The organism is Paenibacillus thermoaerophilus, assembly GCF_005938195.1.
Lineage (GTDB): Bacteria > Bacillota > Bacilli > Paenibacillales > Reconciliibacillaceae > Paenibacillus_W > Paenibacillus_W thermoaerophilus.
This window is the reverse complement of the sequence record NZ_VCQZ01000039.1, coordinates 1-17,038: the sequence shown is the minus strand read 5'-3', so window position 1 is coordinate 17,038 and position 17,038 is coordinate 1. Positions and strand designations below refer to the sequence as shown.

Sequence of the window (17,038 nt, the reverse complement as noted above, 5' to 3'; positions counted from 1 at the left end):
CTTTCGATTTCCTGTAGGATGGCGAATTTCTCCGACGCACTATATTGTTTATTAGGCATGAAAAAAACTCCCTTTACAGCAGCAGGTTTTATTATTTCACCTGTCTACCTTAAGGGGAGCATATCAGATCGGGGGCGGCCGTTTTTGCGTTTGCTTGTCCGGTGTCGGAATTTTTCAAACAGTTGAATTGTTTTTGTCGGCGCAAGAAAAACTTGCGTGTTTCGCTCTCCTCTTATAGAATGATAATGAATTTCAATATCAACCAGATTGGGAGAGGTCCACACATGTCAACCATTAAATGGACGCGCACGCTCGCCATGATTTTGATCCTGTCGATCGCGGGGCTGTTGTCCGCTTGCGGAGCCGGTTCCGATACGAAGGAAGAAGCGGGCGGCGACGAAACAATCGTATATGCGGCAGACAACGGAGATGTCCGGATTCCGAAAAATCCGAAGCGCGTCGTTGTTGTCGCGGACAGCTACGCCGGATATTTCCTGGCGCTTGGCATCAAGCCGGTCGGACTGACGGACAACGCGTTGAGCAACGTTTATTTCAAGGGGAAAACCGACGGAATCTCCAGCATCGGAAACGGCCAGTCCGCAGAGAAGATCGTCGAGCTGCAGCCGGATCTGATCGTCGCGTTCGCCGGCGCGGAAGGAATTGACAAGCTGGAAAAAATCGCGCCCACCGTCGCCATTCAGTACGGCAAGTACGATTACCGCCAGCAACTGAGGGAAATCGGCAAAATGACGGGCCGGGAAGACAAAGCCGAGGCCTGGATCTCGAACTGGGACAAAAAAATCGCCGAAGCCAAACCGAAAGTTCAAGCGGCCGTCGGGGACAAAACCGTCTCCATCCTGCAACCGTATGCGAAAGGCATCTACGCATTCGGTCACAACTTCGGACGCGGCGGCGAGATCATTTACGGCGAATTCAAGCTGAAAGCGCCCGCGCTTACGCAGAAGGAAGCGATCGACAGCGGCACGGGCTGGGCGAGTCTGTCGCTGGAGCTGCTGCCCGAGTACGCGGGGGATTATATTTTCACGAGCGCATGGGGCGGAGACGACTCCGATCCTCGGGTCGTATACGACAGCAGCATCTGGAAAGGGCTCCCCGCCGTGAAAAAGCAGAAGGTGTTTATGATCGACGCAAAGTCGTCCTTCTTTAACGATCCGGTTTCTCTGGAAGCGCAATTCGACTTTATCGTGGACAGCCTGACGAAGCCGTAAACGATACAAACCTTGACATCTCGCACCGTAAAGGGTGGTATTCATGGCCTCTCATACGAAGGCTGAAGCGGAGGAGCGAACGTCTCCGCCCCGATTGCGCACCCGGCCTCTGGCGGCATCGGCTGTGCTGATCGGGGGGCTGGTCGCGGTCGCGCTGGGACTTGCGATATCGATCTCGGTCGGAGCGGCGGACATCAAGCTTGGTACGGTCTGGGAGGCCGTCTTCCGATTCAATCCCGAGCTGACGCAGCATCAGGTCATTCAAGAGCTGCGGCTTCCGCGGGCGTTGGCGGGAGCGATGGTGGGCGCATGCTTCGCCGTGGCCGGCGCGATCATGCAGGGTATGACCCGCAACCCGCTGGCGGACTCCGGGTTGCTCGGCCTGAACGCGGGGGCGGGGTTCGTGCTGGCGATCTGCTTCGCTTTTTTCCCGGGGGTGTCGTATCTGAATCTGATTCTGTACGCCTTTATCGGAGCGGCGCTTGGCGCGGGCATCGTCTACGGGATCGGTTCGCTGTCGCCCAACGGCTTGACGCCGATCCGGCTCATGCTTGCGGGTTCGGCTGTCAGCGCCCTGCTCGTGGCGCTCAGCGAGGGGATCGCTCTGTACTTCCGCATCGGACAAGATCTGGCGTTCTGGTATGCGGGAGGCGTAGCCGGCACGAAGTGGATTCAACTGAAGCTGATGTTTCCCTGGGTAGCCGCCGCGTTGATCTGCGCGATGCTGCTGTCCCGTTCCATTACGCTGCTCAGCATGGGCGAAGAAGTGGCGGCGAGTCTCGGACAGCGGACGGGACTGGTGAAGCTGGCTGCGATCGTCATCGTCATCGTGCTGGCCGGAGCCGCCGTGTCGGCCGTCGGGGCGGTGGGCTTCGTCGGACTCGTCGTCCCCCATGTGGCGCGGTTTCTGGTCGGAGTCGACTACCGCTGGATCATTCCGTGCTCGGCGGTGCTCGGCAGTCTGCTGATGATCGTGGCGGATATCGCGGCGCGGATGATCAACCCTCCGTTCGAGACGCCGGTGGGCGCACTCATCGCCTTGATCGGAGTTCCGTTCCTGCTCTACCTGGCGCGCAAAGAGAGGAGGGAGCTGTAAATGGAAGCTCGAACCTCCCGCGAGGCCAAACGCAAATCGGCCCGGTCGGCCGCCGTTCTTGCCGCGATGGGACTGTTCATCGTGGCGATGTTCGTGATCAGCATGAACACGGGTTATACCCGGCTGGCGCCTCTGGATGTGCTCAAGACGATTCTCGGCATGGGAACCGCCAAACAAGAGTTGATCCTGCTTCAATTCCGGCTTCCCCGCATCGTGATCTCCATACTGGTCGGGGCGGGACTGGCCGTATCCGGATGCGTGCTGCAAGGACTGACGCGAAACGCGTTGGCCGATCCGGGAATTCTCGGCATCAATTCGGGAGCGGGCTTGATGGTGATCTTGTTCGTTTCCTTCTTCCCGACGAACGCCGACGCGCCCGTCTATCTGCTGCCGGTTCTGGCGTTCGCCGGTGCGGGCCTCGCGGCGGCGCTGATCTATGTGCTGGCCTTCAAGCGGCATGAAGGCTTGTCGCCGACGCGCTTGATTTTGACGGGCGTCGCCGTTGCCGCCGGCATCAACGCGGCGATGATCGTTCTGACGCTCGCTCTGGACCCGCAGCGTTATCAATTTGTGGCGCAATGGCTGGCCGGCAGCATCTGGGGCTCGAACTGGAGCTTCGTGTCGGCCTTGTTCCCCTGGCTGCTGGTGCTGCTGCCCTTCGTGATATGGAAGGCCGGGGTGCTGAACGTGTTGAATCTGAGCGAGCATACGGCGGCCGGACTCGGCGCTCCCATCGAGCGGGAACGATTGATGCTGCTCGGCGCCTCGGTCGGACTGGCCGGCTCCTGCGTCGCCGTCAGCGGCGGCATCGGCTTCGTCGGTCTGATCGCGCCGCATCTGGCCCGACAACTCGTCGGCCCGCGGCACCAGATTTTGTTGCCGGCTTCCGCCTTGGCCGGAGCGCTGTTGATGATCACGGCGGATACGCTGGCCCGCTTGATCATGCAGCCCAGCGAGATTCCCACGGGAATCGTCGTGGCCGTAATCGGCGCGCCTTATTTTCTTTATCTGCTGGCCAAAGCCCGGTCGTAATCGGAGAAAGCTTAATCGGCGAACCGTCAGGTTCCCGGTTAAGCTTTTTTTGGTTCGGATCGGGCGCAAGCGCTTTGCGGAGCATGCTCCTTTCGGCGATGCGTCGATTATTCGAGGAATATTCCCGCTTGTTTTCGGGAATCAGATAGTTGTAATGCCAAGAATACAGGAGGGATGCGCAATGGCGCTCATACCTTATGAGCCGTTTCGACATTTGGAGAATGTGAGAAGGGAGCTGGACCGGTTTTGGTCCAACGATTTCTCCCCGTTTGACGCCGGATTTGCCAAAGGGTTCGGGCATATCCACACGGATGTGTACGAGACGGAAAACGAAGTGGTGGCCACCTGCGACATACCGGGGCTGGAGAAAAAAGAAGACGTCCATATCGAAGTTGACCGCAATAGGTTGACGGTCAGCGGAACCGTCAATCGGGTCAACGAGGTGAAGGAGGAGCACATGCACCGGCAGGAACGCTTCGTCGGGCGGTTTCACCGGTCCATCTCGCTGCCTGCGGACGTATCATCCGAAGGCGTGACGGCCAGTTACAGAAACGGCGTGCTTGAGGTGCGCATGCCGAAGCTGAAGGGCGACTCGAAGAAACGGATCGACGTTCAATTTCATTAAGCGAAAAACGGCGGATAACGGAATCGGGCGGGAATAAGCCCGGATTCCGTTTTTATTTATACGCTGCGACCGGCGTGAACAAAAGAGCCTTCGGCAATCGATGCCGGAGGCTCTTCGGCGGTTGAACGCGGCAATCTACGGGGACGAACTCATCCGGGTCGAGATTTCCTCCGGCAAGCGTTCGGTTATACCCGGGACTTCCCGCGGCTTGTATTCGATCAGATCGGAGGAATAGACGGCGACCTGCATCCGGCCTCCGCCGGCGAACGCCCGGATCAGGACCGCCTGGTTGTAGGCGTTCTGGAAGGCGAAATCCGGCCCGCCCCAGCTCACGGTCGCGTCCCGGCCCGGCAGCACGTAAGAGACGTTTCGGCTGTGCGAATAACGCTGGACGATCTTCAGTCCGGCTCTGTCGGCGGCGTTAAACAGGGTGGACGATACCTGGCAGATCCCTCCGCCTATTCCTTCCGACAGTTCTCCTCTGACGATGATCGGGGCGGCCACATATCCTTTCTCCGCCGTCCGCTGGCCGACGGTACGGTTAAACGAGAAGATCTCCCCCGGAAAGACGACCTGGCTGTCGATGGCTTTGGCGGCCAAGGCAATGTTATGGGAGCGGTTCGCGTTGCCGGAATTGTAATAAGTCACATAATATCCGATTTGTTTGACGCGCAAGTGGGCCAACAATTCGCTGTCCACTTTAGCGTACAACGTAAAACGCGGAACGCGGATCGTCGAGCTCCCGCTTCCGAAGTAATAAGCGAAAAACTGCTCGGCGAACAGCCTGCGGTTTAATTTGAATCCCGGCCGTTCGGGGACGATCCGGCCGTGCCCGTCGATTTTGGCGTTTTCGGGAGCTTCATATACGCGCCGGTCCAAAATGTGAAGCAGTTTATCGAATTTGTCCATGTCGATCAGGTCCGCGCCGGGGATGGCATAGTCCTCGCGTTGAACGTCCGCGACGATCTGTTCCCCATGTTCGATCAACAGGTTGTCCGGCATGCCGGCTGGCTGCATCATCAAGAGAGCTCCGGCGATTCTGATCCAAATCAACATGGACGCACCTCGCGTTTCCCGGATCTCATTCGCTTAGTATAAGATGTCCAACCTGCCGAAGAACATGAAAGACGCCCTCCCGACTTCCCGTTGGAAATCGAAAGGGCGTGTCTTAATCGTCCGGCGTCCGGTCCAAATACAGTCTGGTAACCCTGGTGTACTCGCCCTTGGCCAATTCCTCGTCGGTCGGCTCGGCCTCCAGGCTGTTATGCGTATCCATGCCGGGCGCGACGGTCGGCTCGCGCTTCGGACGCCGTTCCTGTTGATCCGTCAACGTTCCCATCGCTCCTTCCCGGAAGACTCATTCTTCCCGCAGACTGTCCAGCGGCACGTCCATTTCATTCTCCGGCTGGGCCAGCAGGTAGATGCGGGCGGTTTCGTTCCGCTCGTCGACATGCTGGATGTAGATCGGCATGCCTTGATACTTCACGTTCGCCATGACGGGCGAATTGGCAATTTCGATAGCTCGCTGTTTGTACATGGGCGCAGGGCACCTCCTGATCGTTGTTGCGCGGGGACGTCCCTTTCAGGCCGTAACACCCGCTCGTCACGCGTATAGGGTGCGCCGGTCGGGCGGGGGTTATCCGCCGCGAGGCTGTTTTCGGCGGTCCGGGTTGCGTTTGATTGCGCGGAATGCGACAACAGGATAGGCAGTAACATCTCTTAACAAAACGGAGGAGTTTAGGACATGCCGGTTCATGTCTATCTGAACTTTAATGGAAATTGCCGGGAGGCGGTCGAGTTTTACGCCAAGTGTTCGGAACGGAAAAGCCGAAACTGATGATCTTCGGTGAAGCGCCCCCCAACCCGGAATATCCTCTCCCGGAGGAAGCGAAAAACCTCATCATGCACACGCGGCTCAATATTGGCGGAAGCAACGTCATGTTCTCGGACGTTTTCCCCGGCATGCCTTTTAACGCAGGCAACAACATCAGCCTTGCTTTTGTCAGCGAAAGCGAGGAAGAAGTCCGCTCTGTTTTCCAGAAGCTCAAGGAAGGCGGAACCGTGCAGGTTGATCTTCAAGAAACGTTCTGGAGCAAACTTTACGGCAGCCTGACGGATAAATTCGGGATCAATTGGCAAATCAACCTGTGGCTTGGGGATTGATCGCAGACGACAAACTGACAACAGTTTGGTGCGTCATTTTTCATTTAGCGCGTATGTGTCTTGACTATTGAAAGAGGAACAACTGGGTGTATACCTAAAATTTAAATAAACAGGAACATCAAGCGAAAAAGGACGGCCATAAAGCCATCCTTTTTCGCGTTTATCAATGACTTCTTATCGGTAAGCCCTTTCATAATGCGGCTGCGAAAGCCTTCGAATCAGCCTGCCAGTTTATCGTTTTTCACGAGAAGCATTTCGTTTTTTTTGTGCAATCCCTTTTTGTAGTATACCGCAATCAGGAACACAAACCAGATCGGGCCGACCACCAGGGCGATCCGGGTATCCGGCGAATAAGCCATCAAGCCGATAACAAGGGCCAGGAACGCCAAAGACAGATAGGAGCTGTAAGGCGCCCACGGCATTTTGTAAGCAAGCTGGCTGCGCTCGGATTCGGACAAGGTTTTGCGGAACCGCAACTGCGAAAGCAGGATGACCGCCCAGGTCCAGACGGCGCCGAACGTGGCGATGCTGGTTACCCAGGTGAATACTTTTTCCGGTACGAGATAGTTCAGTACGACACCCACGAGCAGCGCCGCCGCGGAGACGAGGATGGCGGTTCCGGGCACGCCGTTTTTGGTCAACTGATTGAATTTCGGAGAAGCTTCTCCTTGTTGGGCCAGATTGAACAGCATGCGGCCGGTGCTGAATATCCCGCTGTTGCAGGAGGACAAGGCCGCCGTCAGCACGACAAAGTTAATGATGCCCGCCGCATACGGAATGCCGAATTGATCGAAGGTCATAACGAACGGGCTGCCTTTTTGTCCGATTTCGTTCCAAGGATAAATGGACATGATCACGAACAGAGCGCCGACGTAGAAAATGAGAATTCTCCAGAAAACGCTGTCAATTGCGCGGGAAAGCGACTTTTTGGGGTTTTGCACCTCGCCTGCGGTAACCCCGATCATTTCAATCCCCAGATAAGCGAACATCACCATCTGCAGGGACAAGAACACGCCCTTCAAGCCGTTAGGGAAAAATCCGCCGTTATCCCACAAATTATGGATGCCTACGGGAATGCCGCCGTTGCCGAGACCGAAGACGATCATGCCGGCTCCAAGGATGATCATGGAGATGATGGCGACAATTTTAATCAGCGCAAACCAGAATTCCAGCTCGCCGTAGGCTTTGACGGCAATCAGGTTGACGGAGCTCATAATGACCAGAGCGGCCAACGCCCAGATCCAACGCGGCACGTCCGGGAACCAGAACTCCATATATACGGCGACGGCCGTAATTTCCGCCATGCAGGTGATAACCCACAGAAACCAATAGTTCCAGCCGGTCAAATATCCGAACAGAGGTCCCATGTAGTTGCGGGCGTATCGGCTGAAGGAGCCGGCGACCGGGTTTTGAATGGCCATTTCCCCAAGCGCGCGCATAATGAAGAAGATGGCGAGGCCGCCGAGGGCGTAGGCCAGCAGAATGCCGGGGCCGGCCAATTTGATGGCGGACGCGGAGCCGAGGAACAATCCGACCCCGATCGCCGCCCCCAGGGACATCAACGTGATGTGCCGTTGCTGAAGCCCCCGGTTCAACTCGGTTGTGTTTTGACGATTGCTCATGCTGAAACCCCTTTCAACATTTTTGGAAGCGCTGTCATTCCAGGTGAAATATGCCGAAGATTAACGGGTTCGTCCATTCGTTTCTGTCGGCCTCCTTATCGTACTGCAAAATGAAATCTTCGGATTTGTTTCATAGTGAGAAATTTTACGAGCTCTTTTGTGGTATTCTACAAATGCCAACTTGCGGTTGGGGCGATGTGCCTGCTTTTGGCAAAAATTGATGCAGGAGAGTTGAGGATGAACCTGGACACCAATCCGTTTGATCGAGGATTCGATAATCTGGATATGCTGGCCGATGCCATCTATAACGAGCTTCGTTGTCCGGTAACGATTGAGGACGCCAGTCATCGGCTGCTGGCATACAGCTCTCATGAACAGATGACGGACCCCGCCCGGATCTCGACCATCATGGGACGCAAGGTTCCGGAAAAAGTGATCAGCGCGTTGTGGAGAGACGGAGTGATGAAGCGTCTGCTGCAGAGCGATATCCCTATCCGCATCTCCGCGATGCAGGACATCGGGCTGGGGGACCGGGTGGCGGTCGCCATCCGCAAAAATCAAGAGGTGCTGGGTTTTATCTGGGTGCTGGAAGAGAACGAGCCTCTCGGCGAACGGGAACTGCACCAGCTCAAGCGGGCGGCCGAAGCCGCCAAATCGCAATTGAACCAGCTTCAGATGAAATCGCGCAAGGAGGAGAAGAGCTATCACGACTTTTTCTGGCAGCTTCTGACCGGTCATCTGCAATCCGACGACATGATACGGGAAAGGGCGAAGCAGTTGGATTTGCAATTGCCGGAACGGTATCACGTGACGGTGTTCCAGTTCGATGCGCCCATCTCCGAGAAGCTTCACCAGCAAATTCGATATACGCTGGAGACGACACCGTTCGTCCGGGTCGTTCTGCATGCGGTGACCGATTCCCAATTGATCCTGTTGGCGGCGGCTTCCCACGCCGTGAGCGACGAGGAGGAACAGAGAGAGCCGCTTCATCGCATGCTCCGCCAAATGAAGCAGCGTTTCGGAATTTCCCCCGTGCAAAGCTGCAGCGGGATGATTTACGACGACTATGCTATGGTCGAGCGCAGTTTCCAGGAAGCCTCGACGCTCCTGCAGATCAAGCGGCGGTTCCCCGAGGAGACGCAATCGGTGTTTTACTACCCCGATTCGGGTTATTACCGTTATCTTCCATATATCTTGCGGGAAAAGCAAATGCACCGGTTCGAGAATCCGGTCTTGCGCAAAATACGGAAATACGACGGCGAACACCACACCCGTCTGCTGCAGACGCTGGAAGTGTACTTGAACAGCGACAGCAATATCAAGGTCGCGGCGGATTTGCTGCATGTGCATATCAACACGCTCACCTACCGATTGAAGCGTATCGCCGAGATCGGGGGCATCGACCTGAACAGCATGGATCAGAAGGTCACGCTTTATCTGGATTTAAAGTCGGAAAAAATGGAGGAATAATAATAAAACGTACCGCTTCGGAATGAGGCGTTTGTGAATTTTCACAAAGACCCGGACATATTTTCTCGATTCGGAACAACGAAATAAAGCGCTTTCTCCCTTATACTTGCGGTAGACCGCTATCAAAGGGGAGATAAACGCATGAGAATCGGGATTCCGAAGGAGATTAAAAACAACGAGAACCGGGTGGCGATCACCCCGGCGGGTGTCGACGCTTTCGTCAAAACCGGCCATCAGGTGATGATCGAAACAAATGCCGGTTTGGGAAGCGGTTTCACCGACGAGGACTACGCCGCGGCTGGCGCGACGATTCTGCAGAAAGCGGCCGACGTCTGGGCCAACGCCGATATGATCATGAAGGTAAAAGAGCCGCTGTCGTCCGAATACGGTTATTTCCGCGACGGACTGATTCTGTTCACGTACCTGCACCTGGCGGCGGAGCCGGAATTGACCCGGGCGCTGATGGAAAAAGGCGTTACCGCTATCGCTTATGAAACGGTCGAAGTGAACCGCACGCTGCCGCTGCTTACGCCGATGAGCGAAGTGGCCGGCCGGATGGCGACGCAAATCGGGGCGCAATTCTTGGAAAAGCCTTACGGAGGCAAAGGCATTCTGCTTGGGGGCGTACCCGGCGTGAAGCGCGGTAAAGTGACGGTAATCGGCGGCGGCATCGTCGGCACCAACGCGGCGAAAATCGCTGTCGGACTCGGCGCGCAAGTGACGATCATCGATCTGAATCCGGATCGTCTGCGCCAGTTGGACGATATTTTCGGCAGCGACATTCAAACGATGATGTCCAGCCCGTTTGCGATCGCCGAGGCGGTGGCGGAATCCGATCTGGTTGTGGGCGCGGTGCTCATTCCGGGAGCAAAAGCGCCGAAGCTGGTGACGGAGAGCATGATCCGCTCCATGAAGCCGGGTTCGGTCGTTGTGGATGTGGCGATCGACCAAGGCGGAATCATTGAAACCGTCGACCGCATTACGACCCACGACGACCCGACGTTCGTCAAACACGGTGTCGTGCACTACGCCGTCGCAAATATGCCGGGCGCCGTACCGAGAACGTCGACGATCGCACTGACCAATGTCACCTTGCCGTATGCCCTGCAGATCGCCAACAAAGGCGCAATTCGCGCGGTGCAGGAGAACAAGGCGCTGCTTCAAGGGGTCAACGTCGCGGCGGGCAGCGTTACGTACAAAGCGGTGGCCGACAGCCTCGGTCACGAGTATGTCCCGGTCGAGAAAGCGTTGGAAAAGCTTCCGTCTGTCCTGTAATCGATGCCAAAATCCCTCCGGGTTCATCTTGGAGGGGTTTTGCAACTCGCCGTGTCGGACAGCCACGCGGCCAGAACGGAGGCGTATCCATCATGTTCAGTTACAGGCAGACTTGGGCCGAAGTTTCGCTCGACGCCATCGCGCATAATGTAAAAGCGATCAAGGCGGGATTGCGGCCTTCTACACGCTTTATGGCGGTGGTCAAGGCGGACGGTTACGGTCACGGCGCGGTTCAGATCGCCAAGGCGGCGCTTGAAGCCGGGGCCGACTGGCTGGGCGTGGCTCTGCTGGACGAGGCTTTGCAACTGAGGGCGGCAGGTATCGATTGCCCCATCCTTGTGCTGGGATACATGCCTCCCGCATCCGTCGAAGCGGCTGTGAAGCACCGCATCGCCATCACCGTGTTCGCCAGAGACGATCTCGACACCGTCATCGAGAGCGCGGCACGCCTTCGGCAGCAGGCCGACGTGCATTTGAAAGCGGATACGGGCATGACGCGGCTCGGGGTGACCGACCGCGACGAGGCCCTCGACTTGGCGCGAACGGCGGCAAGCTCGCCGTGGGTCAGGCTGGAAGGCATCTTCACGCATTTTGCAAGCGCTGACAGTCCGGACGAGACGTACACCCGCGGCCAGTTCCGAACGTTTCTCGCCATGATCGAACACTTGGAACGGAACGGAATCCGGGTCCCGGTCAAGCATTGCTGCAACAGCGCCGCGACATTGCGTTTTCCCGAGATGCATCTGGGTATGGTCCGGGTCGGCATCAGCCTGTACGGTTTGTCCCCGTATTCCGGCCCTGTGCCGGTAATGCCCGAGCTGTTGCCGGCGATGCGGTGGAAAACCAGAGTTGCGTCATTGAAGCAAGTGCCCGCCGGACAGCCGATCGGCTACGGCTGCACGTATCGGCCGGAACGGCCAAGCCTGATCGCGACCGTTCCGGTCGGTTATGCCGACGGTCTGTCCCGGCGATTGTCCAACCGGGGCGGCGTCTGGATCGGGGGACGCCATGCGCCGATCGTCGGAAGGGTATGTATGGACCAGACGATGGTGGATGTCAGCGCCGTCCCCGGCGTTCGGACAGGGGATGAAGCGATCCTGTTCGGTTGCGGCGAAGACGGCTGTCTGCCGGTCGAAGAGATGGCGTCCCTGCTCGATACCATCCATTACGAGCTCGTCTGTACGGTTGGCAAGCGGGTTCCCCGCGTATACATGCGGGGATCGACGGTCGTCGAAACCGTCAACCATGTGCTCGCGCATGCGGATCGGATTCCCGAGGAATTCCGGCTATTCCGCTGAATCATCCGGCTATTTAAACTACACACCATAGGAGGTCATCATGAACCAGCAGGTGGCGATCAGCGGCACGGGCAGAATCGGCCGACTGTTGATCAGAAAAGCGTTCACGACCGGCATTCCGGGGGCGCAAGTGAAGGTGATCAATTCGACAAGCCCGATCGGGACGGTGGCACATTTGCTGAAGTACGATACGGTGCACGGCAAATGGGACGCCGACATTCGCGCCGAAGAGGAGAAGCTGGTCATCAACGGGCAGGAGGTTGCTTTTGTTTCGGAGCGTGATCCGGCGCTGCTGCCATGGGACCGGCACGGGATTGACATCGCGATCGACGCCACCGGCAAGTTTAACGACCGGGCGGGAGCGGAGAAGCATTTGGCCGCGGGGGCGAAGCGCGTAGTCGTGACGGCGCCCGGCAAAGATCTGGATTTGACGGTGGTAATGGGCGTCAACGAAGCGAGCTACGATCCGGACAAGCATACGCTGTTGTCCACGGCATCGTGCACGACGAACTGTCTGGCCCCGGTGCTGCATATTCTCGACCGCGCGTTCGGCGTCGAATCCGGCTGGATGACGACGGTTCACGCCTATACGAACGATCAGAACCATCTCGATAATCCGCACAAGGATTTGCGGCGCGCGCGGGCCTGCACGCAATCAATCGTTCCGACTTCCACCGGGGTCGGCAAAGCGCTCTCCGGGGTGCTGCCGCATCTGGCCCCCGTCATTCGGGGGTTGTCGCTGCGCGTGCCGACGCAGGATGTCTCGCTTGTCGATTTGACGGCCGAGGTGCGCCGTCCGGTAACCCCAGAAGACGTGCGGCAAGCGTTCCGGACAGCAGCGCAAGGGGATCTCGCGCCTTATGTCGAGTACAACGAACTGCCGCTTGTGTCGTCGGACTACATCGGCAATGACAAGTCGGCGGTGATCGACGGACTTTCACTGATGGCTTCGGGAAGGCAATTGAAGGTGTTGGCATGGTATGACAACGAATGGGCGTACGCCTGCCGGGTGCTTGATTTCGTCGCGCATGTCGCCGGACAACAAGCGGAAAGGGTGAGCGAACGATGGAGCAAAGCATGGGCATGATAAAAGGAGCGGAACGGCCGCCGCTGCATCTCGGCACGCTCGTCTGCCGCCACTGCGGAGAAATTATCGATACGCTGCCGACGAACGGGGTCAAGCTGTTTTACGGAGAATGCGGGAGCGAACTTTGCCGCAACCCGAAAGGAGACAAAACGGATGATGGGAACTAAATGGGTGTTTCAATTTCGGGAAGGCAGCGCTTCCATGAAGGAACTGCTCGGCGGCAAGGGCGCCAATCTGGCGGAGATGACGAAGGTCGGCTTGCCCGTGCCGCCGGGCTTCACCGTTACGACGGAGGCATGCCGCGTTTTTTACGCCGGCGGCGGCGTGCTGCCGGAAGGCCTGCTGAAGCAGGTCTTCGCGGCGATGCAGCAGCTCGAATTGCAAAAAGGCCAAATCTTCGGCGACCGGAAGCAGCCTCTGCTCGTCTCCGTCCGTTCCGGCTCGGTGACTTCGATGCCGGGCATGATGGATACGATTCTGAACCTCGGTCTGAACGACGACACGGTGCAAGGTTTGGCGGAGGTCACGAACAACCCGCGTTTCGCTTACGACTGCTACCGCCGGCTGATTCAGATGTACGGCAACGTTGTGCTCGGAATCGACTCGTATTGGTTCGAGCAGCAATTGCAACGCATGAAAGAGGCGAATGGCTTCGCCGAAGAACGGGAAGTGACGGTCGAAGGCTGGAAAAGCTTGATTGAACAATACAAGAAGCTGACCGAGAAGCACGCGGGCGTTCCGTTCCCGCAAAATGTGTACGAGCAATTGGAAAAAGCGATCGAAGCGGTGTTTTTGTCTTGGAACAACCAGCGCGCCATTTTCTACCGGAAGGTGCACCATATCCCGGACGATCAGGGCACGGCCGTCAACATCCAGACGATGGTGTTCGGCAACATGGGGGACGATTGCGGCACGGGCGTCCTGTTTACGCGCAATCCGTCCACGGGCGACAAGGCGCTGTTCGGCGAATTTTTGTCGAATGCGCAAGGGGAAGACATCGTGGCGGGCATCCGCACGCCGCTGCCGATCGGGCAGCTTGAGCGGGAACTGCCGTCCGTATTCGCGCAGCTCGCGCAGACGGCGGAGCTGCTGGAGCGCCACTACAAAGATATGCAGGATATCGAGTTCACCGTGGAAAAACAGAAGTTGTATATCCTGCAAACCCGCAACGGCAAACGGACGGCGCAAGCGGCGGTGAAAATCGCGGTGCAGCTCGTGCGGGAGGGCATTCTCACGAAAGAAGAAGCGCTTCAGCGCATCGAAGTGTCGCATTTGGACCAATTGCTGCACCGTGCGATCGATTCCTCGGCCGAGATGGACGTATTGGCCGTCGGATTGCCGGCATCGCCGGGAGCGGCGACCGGACAGGCCGTGTTCGACGCCGATACGGCGGAGCAGTGGGCGAAGGGGGGCAAACGCGTCATCCTGGTGCGTTCGGAGACGACCCCGGAAGACATTCACGGCGTGCTGGCGGCCGAAGGCGTGCTGACGAGCCGGGGCGGCATGACGAGTCACGCCGCTGTCGTGGCGCGCGGCATGGGCAAGCCGTGCGTGTGCGGCTGCGAGTCGGTCCGCATCGACGGCAGCGCGTTTACGGTCGGGGAACGCACCGTCCGCGAGGGCGATTGGATCTCGATCGACGGCGCGACCGGACGCGTCATTCACGGCAGCATCACCTTGAAAGAGGCGGAGATTACTCCCGAACTGGCACAACTGCTCGACTGGGCGGACGAGGTGCGGGAGCTGCGCGTCCTGACGAACGCGGACAACCCGGAAGACGCGCGGAGAGCGCGCGAATTCGGCGCGCAAGGCATCGGCTTATGCCGGACCGAGCATATGTTCTTTGGCTCGGACCGTCTGCCGGTCGTGCAAAGCATGATTATGGCCGAGACAGCCGAGGAGCGCGCGAAGGCGCTTGCCGAGCTGCTGCCGATGCAGCAGGAAGACTTCGAAGGCATGTTCCGCGCCATGGACGGCTTGCCGGTGACGATCCGGCTGCTCGACCCGCCGCTGCACGAGTTTTTGCCCAATCTGGAGGAACTGCTGCAGCGCAGCATCCGCTTGTCGGTGCTCGAAGAGTTGGGAGCTGCCGCAGACGCGGAAGATTCGGCGTTAGCGGGGGCCTCCGAGAAAGAGCAGCTGGAGCAATGGATTCGCAAAGTCCGTGCGCTGCATGAAGCGAATCCGATGCTCGGCCAGCGCGGCTGCAGGCTCGGCATCGTGTTCCCGGAAATTTACGAGATGCAAGTGGAGGCTATTTTCCGCGCGGCGGCGGTGTGCCTGTCGGAAGGCGTACGCGTCGTGCCGGAGATTATGATCCCGCTTGTCGGCCATGTGAACGAGCTGCGTCTGATGCGGCAACTGATCGACCGCGTGGTGGAGCGAATCCTGGGCGAAGCGGGAAGCGGGCTCGCGTACAAGGTCGGCACGATGATCGAGGTGCCGCGCGCTGCGCTGACCGCCCGCCAGATCGCGGAGCAGGCCGACTTCTTCTCCTTCGGCACCAACGATTTGACGCAGATGACATTCGGCTATAGCCGCGACGATGCGGAAGGCAAGTTCCTGACTCATTATGTCGAGCATAAGCTGCTGCCGCACAACCCGTTCCAGGTGCTCGATACGGAAGGGGTAGGCCAACTGATCGCATGGGCGACAGAGAAAGGCCGGGCGGTTAAGCCGCATCTGAAGGCGGGTGTCTGCGGCGAACACGGCGGCGACAAACAGTCGATCTTCTTCTGCCACGAGATCGGTCTCGACTATGTAAGCTGTTCCCCGTACCGGGTGCCCCAGGCGCGCATCGCCGCGGCTCAGGCCCGGATTGCGCTCGGCGGCCGGGCGCGGGGATAACGGAGAAGGCTTGTCCGGATCGGGGATGCGACCGACATAAATATAAAGAAGGGGCTGTTCCCGCGGTGATATGCTCCCCTTAAGGTAGACAGGTGAAATAATAAAACCTGCTGCTGTAAAGGGAGCTTTTTTTATGCCTAATACACTTGTGTGAAATCGCCGGGATTCCACGGTCAAGCTATTACAGTACTTTTGAGGAACTCAAAAAAGACATGGATCCTACATTTACTTTTACAATAACGAGCGATTGCAGGCAAAACTAAACGGCCTCAGTCCTATGGAATTCAGGACCAAGGCCGCTTAACCGATTTTTATTTTTTTTAGGGTCTACTTGACGGGGTGCAGTTCAGATCATTTTTTTGGCCGCGGAATAAATCATCAGGACAACCCCGATTAGGCTCAGAATGTTTTTAGAACGGCTCCTAGACTGTCAAGAGCATCGTGAACGAATACATCTGGGAGAGGCAGAGGAGAGATTAAGAAAATAAACCCTATCAAGAACATAATCGCCAGTATAACGATTCTTTCCAAAACACGCACTCTCCTTTGGCTGGATTTTTTCTACAACTATTTTGCGCCAAATATTCGATATGTTAGAATGTACTGGACGCCCGTAAGGGATGCCAAAGGATGCTTCGAACGAAGACGCTTCGTTGCATTTTTTTGTCCGTTTAAATGCGAAATTACATTTCCTTGGACGAATCTACGTGCGCCGGGCAGTCGGCAGCGAAGCGGGAGTGTACAATTGCATTACAGGGAAACATTTCGGCATCTGCTCCGACTCTTGAAGTGTATATCTGCATTTGAGACCGCGCTGACGCACAGCGCTGATCCAGCATTCGCACACCGCGCCGATCCTGTAGCTGGGATCGACTATGCGTCCCGCCGTACTGATCCGGCTTTTTGCCGAGTGCCTATCGATGGCCGGCAAGCGGTAATTTTTTATCGCGTTCATAAGCATTTTCCCATGTATCTCAATCGTTCGGCAAGGGAGGAAAATCGTTTGCATCGGATCAAGGAGAAGGTAGGCCGGCTCACGGAAAGAGAAGCGAAGTCGGCGCTGTCCTTGCTGTTAAAGCAGATTGAAATGGCGAACTGGAACCGGATGAGCTTGGAAGAGTTTCGTTCGAGCCTGGATCAATTTTACCAATCCGTTGTGAATCGAAGTGCAGCTAGAATAAAAAGTGGACACCAGCTTAGGAGAAGCTTGATAATAAGCTTATCTAGGAGGTGTTCACATGGGTGAACAACGGCAGCATTACAACGAAGAGTTTAAACAACGCACGGTGAAGTA

At 57.3% G+C, this 17,038-nt stretch carries 15 protein-coding genes and 1 pseudogene; 12 read left to right on the top strand and 4 right to left on the bottom strand.

The features are described 5' to 3' along the window. The first annotated feature begins 284 nt into the window (after nucleotides 1-284). From FE781_RS16895 to FE781_RS16880, 4 genes are all read left to right on the top strand, one after another. Entirely contained in the window at nucleotides 285-1,229 is a 945-nt protein-coding gene (locus tag FE781_RS16895) for an iron-hydroxamate ABC transporter substrate-binding protein (protein ID WP_138790787.1), read from the top strand. A 43-nt stretch (nucleotides 1,230-1,272) separates the two neighbouring features. Continuing rightward, a complete protein-coding gene (locus FE781_RS16890) occupies nucleotides 1,273-2,325 on the top strand; it encodes a FecCD family ABC transporter permease (protein ID WP_138790786.1) in 1,053 nt (350 codons plus the stop codon). Then, the gene (locus tag FE781_RS16885) at nucleotides 2,326-3,357 is read left to right on the top strand and encodes a FecCD family ABC transporter permease (RefSeq protein WP_138790785.1); all 1,032 of its coding nucleotides are present in this window, start codon (nucleotides 2,326-2,328) and stop codon (nucleotides 3,355-3,357) included. It begins immediately after the preceding gene. 181 nt (nucleotides 3,358-3,538) lie between these two features. After that, on the top strand, nucleotides 3,539-3,982 hold the full coding sequence (locus FE781_RS16880) for an Hsp20/alpha crystallin family protein (protein WP_138790784.1): 444 nt from the start codon (nucleotides 3,539-3,541) through the stop codon (nucleotides 3,980-3,982). A 135-nt stretch (nucleotides 3,983-4,117) separates the two neighbouring features. On the opposite strand, the gene FE781_RS16875 is transcribed toward FE781_RS16880, so the two are convergent. The 3 genes from FE781_RS16875 to FE781_RS16870 form a co-directional block, all read right to left on the bottom strand. Beyond that, the gene (locus FE781_RS16875) at nucleotides 4,118-5,035 is read right to left on the bottom strand and encodes a VanW family protein (RefSeq protein ID WP_170209586.1); all 918 of its coding nucleotides are present in this window, start codon (nucleotides 5,033-5,035) and stop codon (nucleotides 4,118-4,120) included. Between the two features lie 115 nt (nucleotides 5,036-5,150). Beyond that, the gene (locus tag FE781_RS17585) at nucleotides 5,151-5,312 is read right to left on the bottom strand and encodes a hypothetical protein (RefSeq protein ID WP_170209585.1); all 162 of its coding nucleotides are present in this window, start codon (nucleotides 5,310-5,312) and stop codon (nucleotides 5,151-5,153) included. A gap of 27 nt (nucleotides 5,313-5,339) precedes the next feature. Next, nucleotides 5,340-5,519 carry an H-type small acid-soluble spore protein gene (locus FE781_RS16870; protein ID WP_138790782.1) on the bottom strand — a complete coding sequence of 60 codons (180 nt, stop codon included), beginning with the start codon at nucleotides 5,517-5,519 and terminating at the stop codon, nucleotides 5,340-5,342. Between the two features lie 207 nt (nucleotides 5,520-5,726). Between FE781_RS16870 and FE781_RS16865 the strand changes: the two are divergent. Continuing rightward, nucleotides 5,727-6,145: pseudogene (locus FE781_RS16865) on the top strand (VOC family protein). Nucleotides 6,146-6,363: 218 nt separating this feature from the next. On the opposite strand, the gene FE781_RS16860 reads toward FE781_RS16865, so the two are convergent. Next, a complete protein-coding gene (locus FE781_RS16860) occupies nucleotides 6,364-7,767 on the bottom strand; it encodes an amino acid permease (protein ID WP_138790781.1) in 1,404 nt (467 codons plus the stop codon). Between the two features lie 237 nt (nucleotides 7,768-8,004). Here FE781_RS16860 and FE781_RS16855 point away from each other — a divergent pair, with 237 nt between their 5' ends. From FE781_RS16855 to FE781_RS18235, 7 genes are all read left to right on the top strand, one after another. Continuing rightward, the gene (locus tag FE781_RS16855) at nucleotides 8,005-9,237 is read left to right on the top strand and encodes a PucR family transcriptional regulator (RefSeq protein ID WP_138790780.1); all 1,233 of its coding nucleotides are present in this window, start codon (nucleotides 8,005-8,007) and stop codon (nucleotides 9,235-9,237) included. Nucleotides 9,238-9,378: 141 nt separating this feature from the next. Next, nucleotides 9,379-10,512, top strand: a complete 1,134-nt coding sequence (ald, locus tag FE781_RS16850; RefSeq protein ID WP_138790779.1) for an alanine dehydrogenase — start codon at nucleotides 9,379-9,381, stop codon at nucleotides 10,510-10,512. 92 nt (nucleotides 10,513-10,604) lie between these two features. Beyond that, nucleotides 10,605-11,810, top strand: coding sequence for an alanine racemase (gene alr, locus FE781_RS16845; RefSeq protein WP_211346393.1), 1,206 nt, complete (start codon nucleotides 10,605-10,607; stop codon nucleotides 11,808-11,810). 40 nt (nucleotides 11,811-11,850) lie between these two features. Continuing rightward, nucleotides 11,851-12,897, top strand: a complete 1,047-nt coding sequence (gene gap, locus FE781_RS16840; protein WP_138790777.1) for a type I glyceraldehyde-3-phosphate dehydrogenase — start codon at nucleotides 11,851-11,853, stop codon at nucleotides 12,895-12,897. Continuing rightward, complete coding sequence (locus FE781_RS16835) at nucleotides 12,876-13,064, top strand: GapA-binding peptide SR1P (RefSeq protein WP_246068228.1); 189 nt, start codon at nucleotides 12,876-12,878, stop codon at nucleotides 13,062-13,064. The genes gap and FE781_RS16835 overlap by 22 nt, the downstream gene beginning before the upstream one ends. Next, on the top strand, nucleotides 13,054-15,744 hold the full coding sequence (gene ppdK / locus FE781_RS16830; RefSeq protein ID WP_138790776.1) for a pyruvate, phosphate dikinase: 2,691 nt from the start codon (nucleotides 13,054-13,056) through the stop codon (nucleotides 15,742-15,744). The genes FE781_RS16835 and ppdK overlap by 11 nt, the downstream gene beginning before the upstream one ends. A gap of 223 nt (nucleotides 15,745-15,967) precedes the next feature. Next, nucleotides 15,968-16,048, top strand: coding sequence for an IS3 family transposase (locus tag FE781_RS18235; RefSeq protein ID WP_138790788.1), 81 nt, complete (start codon nucleotides 15,968-15,970; stop codon nucleotides 16,046-16,048). Nucleotides 16,049-17,038: the final 990 nt, after the last annotated feature.

Coding starts and splice junctions, on each gene's coding strand:
- FE781_RS16895 (WP_138790787.1), top strand. CDS start 285: ATGTCAACCATTAAATGGACGCGCACGCTCGCCATGATTTTGATCCTG.
- FE781_RS16890 (WP_138790786.1), top strand. CDS start 1,273: ATGGCCTCTCATACGAAGGCTGAAGCGGAGGAGCGAACGTCTCCGCCC.
- FE781_RS16885 (WP_138790785.1), top strand. CDS start 2,326: ATGGAAGCTCGAACCTCCCGCGAGGCCAAACGCAAATCGGCCCGGTCG.
- FE781_RS16880 (WP_138790784.1), top strand. CDS start 3,539: ATGGCGCTCATACCTTATGAGCCGTTTCGACATTTGGAGAATGTGAGA.
- FE781_RS16870 (WP_138790782.1), bottom strand. CDS start 5,519: ATGTACAAACAGCGAGCTATCGAAATTGCCAATTCGCCCGTCATGGCG.
- FE781_RS16860 (WP_138790781.1), bottom strand. CDS start 7,767: ATGAGCAATCGTCAAAACACAACCGAGTTGAACCGGGGGCTTCAGCAA.
- FE781_RS16855 (WP_138790780.1), top strand. CDS start 8,005: ATGAACCTGGACACCAATCCGTTTGATCGAGGATTCGATAATCTGGAT.
- ald (WP_138790779.1), top strand. CDS start 9,379: ATGAGAATCGGGATTCCGAAGGAGATTAAAAACAACGAGAACCGGGTG.
- alr (WP_211346393.1), top strand. CDS start 10,605: ATGTTCAGTTACAGGCAGACTTGGGCCGAAGTTTCGCTCGACGCCATC.
- gap (WP_138790777.1), top strand. CDS start 11,851: ATGAACCAGCAGGTGGCGATCAGCGGCACGGGCAGAATCGGCCGACTG.
- FE781_RS16835 (WP_246068228.1), top strand. CDS start 12,876: ATGGAGCAAAGCATGGGCATGATAAAAGGAGCGGAACGGCCGCCGCTG.
- ppdK (WP_138790776.1), top strand. CDS start 13,054: ATGGGAACTAAATGGGTGTTTCAATTTCGGGAAGGCAGCGCTTCCATG.